8 protein-coding genes are annotated in these 7,588 nt (G+C 61.8%); 5 read left to right on the top strand and 3 right to left on the bottom strand.

Annotated elements, in window-relative coordinates; genetic code table 11:
* The 5 genes from EOD07_RS38065 to EOD07_RS00980 form a co-directional block, all read left to right on the top strand.
* The coding region (locus tag EOD07_RS38065; protein ID WP_206519407.1) for a hypothetical protein at positions 1–184 on the top strand (184 nt) is incomplete at its 5' end.
* A gap of 14 nt (positions 185–198) precedes the next feature.
* Complete coding sequence (locus EOD07_RS00995; protein ID WP_127233577.1) at positions 199–1,254, top strand: DUF2169 domain-containing protein; 1,056 nt, start codon at positions 199–201, stop codon at positions 1,252–1,254.
* Complete coding sequence (locus EOD07_RS00990) at positions 1,254–2,309, top strand: beta-ketoacyl synthase N-terminal-like domain-containing protein (protein WP_127233576.1); 1,056 nt, start codon at positions 1,254–1,256, stop codon at positions 2,307–2,309. The genes EOD07_RS00995 and EOD07_RS00990 overlap by 1 nt, the downstream gene beginning before the upstream one ends.
* Positions 2,309–3,130 (top strand): DUF4150 domain-containing protein, encoded by an 822-nt coding sequence (locus EOD07_RS38335; RefSeq protein WP_064745038.1) that lies wholly within the window; start codon positions 2,309–2,311, stop codon positions 3,128–3,130. The genes EOD07_RS00990 and EOD07_RS38335 overlap by 1 nt, the downstream gene beginning before the upstream one ends.
* Before the next feature lie 2 nt (positions 3,131–3,132).
* Positions 3,133–3,636: a hypothetical protein gene (locus EOD07_RS00980; protein WP_127233575.1), complete on the top strand. Its 504-nt coding sequence runs from the start codon at positions 3,133–3,135 to the stop codon at positions 3,634–3,636.
* Between the two features lie 46 nt (positions 3,637–3,682).
* On the opposite strand, the gene EOD07_RS00975 is transcribed toward EOD07_RS00980, so the two are convergent.
* From EOD07_RS00975 to tssI, 3 genes are read right to left on the bottom strand one after another with little or no spacing between them, the layout of a single operon-like run.
* On the bottom strand, positions 3,683–4,780 hold the full coding sequence (locus EOD07_RS00975) for a HEAT repeat domain-containing protein (protein ID WP_127233574.1): 1,098 nt from the start codon (positions 4,778–4,780) through the stop codon (positions 3,683–3,685).
* A 2-nt stretch (positions 4,781–4,782) separates the two neighbouring features.
* Positions 4,783–5,211: a DUF6484 domain-containing protein gene (locus tag EOD07_RS00970; protein ID WP_127233573.1), complete on the bottom strand. Its 429-nt coding sequence runs from the start codon at positions 5,209–5,211 to the stop codon at positions 4,783–4,785.
* Positions 5,212–5,221: 10 nt separating this feature from the next.
* Complete coding sequence (gene tssI, locus EOD07_RS00965; protein ID WP_127233572.1) at positions 5,222–7,546, bottom strand: type VI secretion system tip protein TssI/VgrG; 2,325 nt, start codon at positions 7,544–7,546, stop codon at positions 5,222–5,224.
* Between the last annotated feature and the right edge of the window lie 42 nt (positions 7,547–7,588).

The raw sequence follows: 7,588 nt of genomic DNA, 5'->3' as shown, positions 1-7,588 counted from the left end.
GCATATGGACCGGGCATACGGACATTTTCGACGTCGATCCGCAGGCGCCACAGCCGACGCTGGAGCAGATCTTCGCCGCGAGTTGGGAGACCCGCTGATGGCCGTGTTCGAAAAGGTCTTCAGTCCGCTATCAACGCTCGGCTTCAGCCGGGCGGCTGAAACCTCGCTGATCATCATCGGCTGAGGATGTGGCTTCAGATGTGGATGCTGTTGAACCAGACGCCATTTGCCGCCCAGCAGGGTTGGACGCGCGACGAGCAGGGACATGAGGTCTGGCTGATTGCGATCAAGGCTTCCTTCGAGATCGACCCCGACGGGAAACAGCGGCTCCTCAAAGAACAGACGCCGATAAATCTGGCGCCCCTCCATGCCGCGGACGCAAACGAACTTCTCGACGACACAGATTTCAATCTCGAGAAGAAGCATACCGACATTCTGGTCGAAGGACATGTCTATGCGCCCGGCAGGCGTCCGGGCACCGAGAGCACGGCGCGCATAAAGGTCGGCGAGGTGGACAAGACCCTTAATGTCATAGGGGATCGCGTATTTGTTCCCGGCGCAGTTTCGGCGAGGCTGAGCCGGGCCGAGCCGTTCACGAAAATGCCGATCACCTGGCGCCGCACCTATGGCGGCACGGATATGGAGGCTTCAAAGCCGGATTGGGACCAACGCAATCCGGTCGGAACGGGATTTGCGGCCTCGCCGCAGCGACTGGTCAGCAAAACCGGACCCAACTTCGAATATCCCGACGCGCCTTACCGCGACCACCGCAGTGGCAAGCCGGCCGGGTTCGGCCCAGTGGCGCGACACTGGCAGCCGCGTATGAAACATGGCGGCACCTATGGCGAAGAATGGCAAAGGACGCGCGATCCGCTTTTGCCGCGCGATTTCAACCGACTGTATTACCAGTGTGCGCCGGAAGATCAGCAGACCAAGACCCCGCTCATGGGCTACGAAGTCGCGCGGCTCGGCAATTTCACACAAGACGGCTTCTGGGAGTTCCTGCTGCCCCGCGTGACCTTCAACATCACCACCCAGTTCTACAACCGTCCCGACCGCAAGAACAACGAGCCGGTGATCCACACGGTGCGCATCAAGCCGGATCTGCGCCAATTCTCGATCACCTGGATGTCGACATTGTCCGTCCCTTATGACGAGGAAAGGCTGAAAGGCAGCTATGTGAGGATCCGTGAGCGTTCCGGCGTGTCGCCAGCTGTGGCGGCGACCGGTGTCTGGCTTGGGGAAGACGCGTGATGGCCAAGGCCGACGCCATCGTCGTGGTGGGCGTGGGAGCGAGAACGCCCCTGGGATTCGATGCGGCATCCAGCGCGGCGGCCGTGCGGGCCGGAATTTCCGCCATCCAGGATCATCCCTATCTGACCGATCGATTTGGCCAGTTGATGAAGGTGACCCGCGATGCCGGCGTGCCGGCGGAGCTTCAAGGCGCGGACCGTGTGGTTGAGATCGCGTTTTCGTCGGCTCTCGAAGCGTTGCGGCCGTTGCTCGGCTCCGGTTACACGGCGCCGATATCGCTGATCCTTTCAACCGGCGAACCCCGGCCCGGCCAACCGGAAGGCTTCGCCTCGAAGATCAGCGCCGCGCTGCGCAAACAGCTGTCACAGCACGTCATGCTGGAAGGTGGCGGGTCCACCGCTGGCGGCCATGCCGGCGGACTGCTTGCAATCCATCACGCCTGCAAATCGCTTCGCGAAGGCAAGGCAAGGTTCTGCCTTGCCGGCGGGGCGGACAGCTATTTCGATCTGGAAACGCTGGAGTGGCTGGACGACAACGAGCAGCTTCACTCCGAGGGGAACGTATTCGGCTTCTGTCCCGGCGAGGCGGCGGGTTTCTGCCTGCTGACGACACTCCCCACAGCGCGGGAATTCGGATTGACGCCGTTGCTTGAAATCGTTGGGACCTCCACCGCCGCCGAAGAGAACCGGATCAAAACCAAGTCCGTCGTCCTGGGAGAAGGGCTCGGTGCCGCTTTTCAGTTCCTGTTTCGAGACGGACCGATCGATCCTGTCGACCGCATCATCTGCGACATGAATGGCGAGCGCTATCGCGGCAACGAATATGGCTTTGCGGTTCTGCGAAATCCGGGGCGCTTCAGGGACGCCGCCGATTTCGAGACGCCGGCGGACTGCTGGGGCGATGTCGGGGCCGCTTCGGGGCCGCTGTTCGTCAGCCTGGTCAGCGAGGCCGTGGCGCGCGACTATCAGAAAGGTCCGCTGTCGCTGATCTGGACGAGTTCCGAGAACGGCGCGCGCGCAACGGTGCTGCTGGGCGCGCCGGGAAAGAGAATCTGATGCCAACGCACATCACCGTCAACGGCCTTGGCCTGACCTACAAGAGCACGGTAGGCCTTTCGATGGCGACCATCCCGGATGTCTGCAAAACGCCCAGTCCGGGCGGCCCCGTTCCGCTACCCTATCCGAACATTGCAGACCAAAGCACTTTGCAAAACGGCACCACGACGGTCTTTGCCAAGGGCGGCAAGATGATCGCCATCAAGGGCTCGCAATACAGCATGAGCTCGGGCGACGAGCCCGGTACCGTCGGAGGCGTCAAATCCGGCGTCTTCAAGAAGGCGACGGACTGGATCACCTATTCGTTCGACGTCAAGATGGACGGCAAGAACGCCTGTCGCCATACCGACAAGAAATTTCACAATGACAAGAATACGGTCGATCTGGCTGGCAACTTCGATCCCAACGTGCCGCAGCCGGGATTGAACGCTTATCAGACAGGACTTTGGAAGGGCTGTGTCGAGCAGCACGATAAATACGATGCTATAAAAAAGGAGAACAAGGCGCTTTCTGATAAATACAAGACAGATAATCTTGAGAAACCGAGCGTCACCAAGGGCAAGATCTGGTCAGGCAAGGCAAGCCTTCAAGAGAAGAAAAACTACAAGGATTATCTCGAAAAGCAGAATGAGATTTTCGAGCGGCTGGCGACGGAGAGAGAGGTCTACATCAATATGGATTGCGACGATATTCCGTGGGATGGCGGCAAGCCTACGAAACAGGAACGTCTCGATGGTCATAAGGGGCAACTTAAGGAGGCTCGGGACGCTATCCAAAATAACAAGAATGATCTCGCCAACTCCAGGCTAGCTGGAATTTGAGCATGTCGACAGCACTCGAAATTGCCCAGAAGATTGAGAAGGCGTGGTCGTCCGTTGAACCGCCACCGCATGAGGACATGGGATACTTCATTACGGGTTGGGGGAAGGACGAGCGGCACATTTTCCTTGACGTTAAACCTGTTGACGTCGACCGCGACGATTCGGACTTCCTCGTGGCAGACGTGCTGGCAGAGATGTCGCCGCGTGCCACGGCGGCATATCTTGGGCCGTATCTGATGACCTTCTTCGAGGATCTGGCATTCCAGGAAGACATGGGCTTCTTCTCCGAGCCGATGGTGCGCGGGAGCGTCCTGTCGCTGCTCAGCCTGCCGAGAACCTGGTCCGACATCCGGCCTTACCTGTCGCAAAATTGCAAGGAAGCGCTCGGCGAAGCTGTGGCCTACATCCTGAAATCGCACGAGATATTGAAGCTGGACCGCCCGCTTGTCCTGTCCCTGGAAAAGCTTTCGCGATCGATCGCAAGGGGCATCGACTGGCAGCCATAACATGGTCCACGAACCGCCGCGACGGGGCGACAAACGGGCCGCTCGATCACGGCGCGCCTGACCGGGGGCCTGGAAATCTGCTGTCGCTCCATGCCTTGACATTGGCCGCCACCGGCACTTTGACCGCAAAATCTCCAAACCGGTCCTCGAACGCCTGACCGAGCTCCGTCGGATCGAGAGTGAACAAGCCCTCCGCCTCGCGTGCTTCGGGAAACAGCTCGAGCAATGCCGCGCCGGCAGCTGGCGCAAAAGCCGGCGTCCGCATTTGGTGGATCAACCAGTGGAGAACCGTGCGGTCTCCCAGCATGCCGGCGCCGCGCACCGCAAGGGGCGCCGTCTCGGGCGATTTCAGCAGCCCGCCCATCCAGGCTCGCGCATCCTTTTCGGGCGCTGCCTTGATGGCGGCGCGCAGCGCCGTGATGGCGTCCGGACCGCCGCTGACCGCCACCCTGCGCAATTCGGCTCCGGCGAGGTCACCCGAGCCGAGTTCCGTCAATGCCCAGGCGGCCCAGAACCGCGGCTGTTCCTGGCCATCCTCGAGAGCCGTCCGCAATTCGTTGGCGAGGTCGGTTCGCCGCAGTTGGCCGGCCAGGCGCAGGCTGACGGCGCGGACGCGCGCATCGGGATCGCGCACGAGCCGCGACAGTATCTCCTTGGGGTCGACGGCGTGCCCAAGGCAGGCCGAAACACCGAGAAAGCGCTTGAACGCGTCCGGCGCGCCGATCCAGTTACGCACCTCGGCGGCGATTGCCCGCGGCTTATGCCAAGCCAACGCACCGATCAGTCCGCGCGCGTCATCCTGACTTTGGCGGCCGAGTTCGATGGCTTCGGCCAAACGGCGGCCGTCGCTCTGCTCGATCGCCATCCAGGCGTAGAGGAAGAGCTCGCCCTTCTCGGGGAAATCCTCATAAGCGGCGGCGACAAACGGCCAGGCCGCGGGACCGGCGATGCGCAGACCATCGAGGTTGGTTTCCAGACGGCGGTCGACGCCCGAGACGGCGGCAAGATCCGGCGGATCGGCCAGCATCAACGTATCGCGCTGCGCCCAGAGGAACGCGGCCTGTTCGGCGTGCTGCCTGACGATGCCGGCAACGATCGGCCGTTCCGACGGGCCTTTGGCCGCTTGATTGCGAGCGGCAGCCATCGTCAGTTGAGGTCGATGGATCCGCCGCGGATGCGGTTGGCGGCACTTGCGTGGCTGGTGACATAGGTGCCGCGAATGGTTATGCGGCCATCCTTCTCCATGAGAATCGTCGCCTTGCCGCAGCGCAGCTCGATGCGTTCTTCGCCGATGATGCGAACACACTCGCCGTCACGAACGACCTGCGGCGCTGCGCTCTTGCGCGCTGGCTCGACGATGCGGCCGACGATCAGCGGCTTCATCGCGTTGCCTTCCTGAAACAGCAAGGCAACCTCCTGGCCGATCATGTCGGCGGTCAGTTCGGTCAGGCTGCGCGCGGGCAAGGCGGCTTCTTCCGGATTGCCGGGGAAGACCACCAGCGGCGAAGCGGAATCGTCGAACCCGAGGAAGATACCGATCACCACACCATCGATGCGCTCGCGAACGTCGCTCATCGCCGATCCCTCAATTCTCGCTGATGGTCGAGCCCTTGATGACCACATCGCTCGACGCCTTGATGCTGATCTTGCCCGACCCCTTGACCGAAATGTCCTTGCCTTCGATCGCGATCGTGCCGTCCTTCTTCATCATGATCTTCGCCGATCCGGTCTGGATCAGTATTTCGTCGCCGGCATCGATCACCAGCTTCTTTCCGACCTTGATCGAGCTGTCCTCGCCGACGCTGATTGCGCTGCCTTTTGCAATACCCAGCGTATGGGCGCCTCCAACGCTCGTGGAGTCATCGGCACCGATGCTGGCGCTGCGCGCCGCGCCAACGCTGAACGACTGAGCGCTTCCGACGGTGACACTTTGATTGGCGCCGACATTGACGGTTTGCGAGGCACCGATGTCCCAGCTGTCCGCGGCGCCAATGCTGTGGCTTTGGTTGATCCCTACGCTCACCGACCGTGTCGCACCAATCGTATTCGTCTGCGAGGCGCCAACCGTTCGCGCTTCCGCTGCCCCCACCGTATCGACGCGCGCGACACCCACCGTGACCGTCTGATTGAGCCCCACGGTCTGCGAATGGTTGGCGTCGATGTTCTCGGTCGAATTGGCGACGACGTGGATCGTCTCGTTGGCCATAACCGTCAGCGACCGGTTCGCACCCACCGTTTCGGTGTCGTTCGACCCAATGTTGGTGGTCTGGTCGACGCCGATCTTGACCGTCTTGTTGTTGCCCACGTCCTCATCGAGGTTGTGGCCGACGGAGTGCTTGGCGTCGTGGTCGATGCGGTCGGACTGGTCGTGCTGGACCGTCTTGTTGCGGTCGTGCTTGATCAGCAGGTGGTGGTCCTTCTGGGCCTGGAAATTGACCAGCTCGGAGCCGGCCTTGTCCTCGAACATCAGTTCGTTGTAGCCGCCGCCACCTTTCGAGGAATTCGACTTCCATCCGGATTGCGTGGCGTTGCCCGGCAGCCCGTAGGGCGGCATCTGCGAGGCGTTGTAGACGCGGCCGGTGATGATCGGAAGGTCCGGATCGCCCTCGATGAAGTCGACGATGACCTCCTGGCCGATGCGCGGGATCTGGATGAAGCCCCAGTTGCTGCCGGCCCAGGTCTGCGAGACGCGCACGAAGCAGGATGAGTTCTGGTCCTTCTTGCCGATCCGATCCCAGTGGAACTGCACCTTCACGCGGGCATATTTGTCGGTGAATATCTCCTCGCCCGAAGGGCCGACGACGGTCGCGGTCTGCGGCCCGCGCATGATCGGCCGCGGCGTGATGCGCGGCGGCCGGTAGGGCAATTTGGTGGGCGCAACGCCAAGCACCACCTTGAAATTCTCGCTGTGGGCCTCGTTCTGGGTCCGGTAGCCGGGATCGAACAGCCGGTATTCGGCGCTGACCACCAGATAGTCCTGGTTCTGGTCGTCGCGCGGAAAGCTTTCCAGCGTGAACTTGCAGCCGGAAAAAAGGCCGCGCACCGTGCCGACCGCCGTGCTGTGCTGGTGCACGGCCTGAAGCTCCTCGCGGCGGATTCCGGCGATCTTGTCGCCGCGCCCGACATCGAGATGGGCGCCCGGCTGGCGATAGTTCTCGCCAGAGGCTTCCTTATGGGCGAAAGGCTGGGCGGATTTCGCCATCAGGTCGGCGCCGGGCTTCTCGAAATCATAGTCCGTATGCGCATAAGCGCCCGGCCGCACCGCGCTGCCAGGGATCCATTCGGTGATGTATTCGACATCGCGCCGCGAGGCTTGGCCCTCGAAGTTGTAAAGCACCTTCTCGTAGCCGGGCGCCGGCTTCAGCTTGCTCATCGCATCGCAGAGGATGAGCGTGTGCTTGCCCTCGTCATGCCCGAAGAAATAGAAGATGCCCTCATGCTCGAGCAGCCGCTGCACGAAATCGAGATCGCTCTCGTCATACTGCACGCAGTATTCGCGCTGGGGATAGGATCCCTGCAGCCGCTTCTCGAACTTGGCGATGCCGTATTTCGAGAAGATCTTCTCGACGATCTCCACCGCCGTCATGTTCTGGAAGATGCGGCAATCGGTGGTGTTGCCGAGGAACCAGAGCCATGGCCTGACGGTCGCCTCGTAGAAGGCCAGCCGGTCCTCGATGCGGGTCAGCTTGAAATCCGACACGAGGCCGCTGAACCAGCGCTTAGGATCGGATTCGCCCTCGACCGAAACGACACCGCCCAGCATCTTCAACGGGTCGACGTCGCGGTTCTTCGAGACGAAGCCGACCGTATAGGCGAAACAACGGCTGATCTCATCGCGGCCGATGAGATGGGTGAAGGTCAGGTCGGCGCCAGCCGGCGTCTGTACAACCGTGGCACGTTCGTTCGGCATGGGTCGTGCCCCTCCTCGACGCGGCCGCCAGTGTGATGGTTT

Source organism: Mesorhizobium sp. M2C.T.Ca.TU.002.02.1.1, from assembly GCF_003997225.1.
This window is presented reverse-complemented; position numbering and strand designations above follow the sequence as displayed.

Excerpts from the sequence above, each read along its gene's own strand:
- EOD07_RS00975 (WP_127233574.1), bottom strand. The coding sequence starts at position 4,780 with ATGGCTGCCGCTCGCAATCAAGCGGCCAAAGGCCCGTCGGAACGGCCG.
- tssI (WP_127233572.1), bottom strand. The coding sequence starts at position 7,546 with ATGCCGAACGAACGTGCCACGGTTGTACAGACGCCGGCTGGCGCCGAC.
- EOD07_RS38335 (WP_064745038.1), top strand. The coding sequence starts at position 2,309 with ATGCCAACGCACATCACCGTCAACGGCCTTGGCCTGACCTACAAGAGC.
- EOD07_RS00995 (WP_127233577.1), top strand. The coding sequence starts at position 199 with ATGTGGATGCTGTTGAACCAGACGCCATTTGCCGCCCAGCAGGGTTGG.
- EOD07_RS00990 (WP_127233576.1), top strand. The coding sequence starts at position 1,254 with ATGGCCAAGGCCGACGCCATCGTCGTGGTGGGCGTGGGAGCGAGAACG.
- EOD07_RS00980 (WP_127233575.1), top strand. The coding sequence starts at position 3,133 with ATGTCGACAGCACTCGAAATTGCCCAGAAGATTGAGAAGGCGTGGTCG.
- EOD07_RS00970 (WP_127233573.1), bottom strand. The coding sequence starts at position 5,211 with ATGAGCGACGTTCGCGAGCGCATCGATGGTGTGGTGATCGGTATCTTC.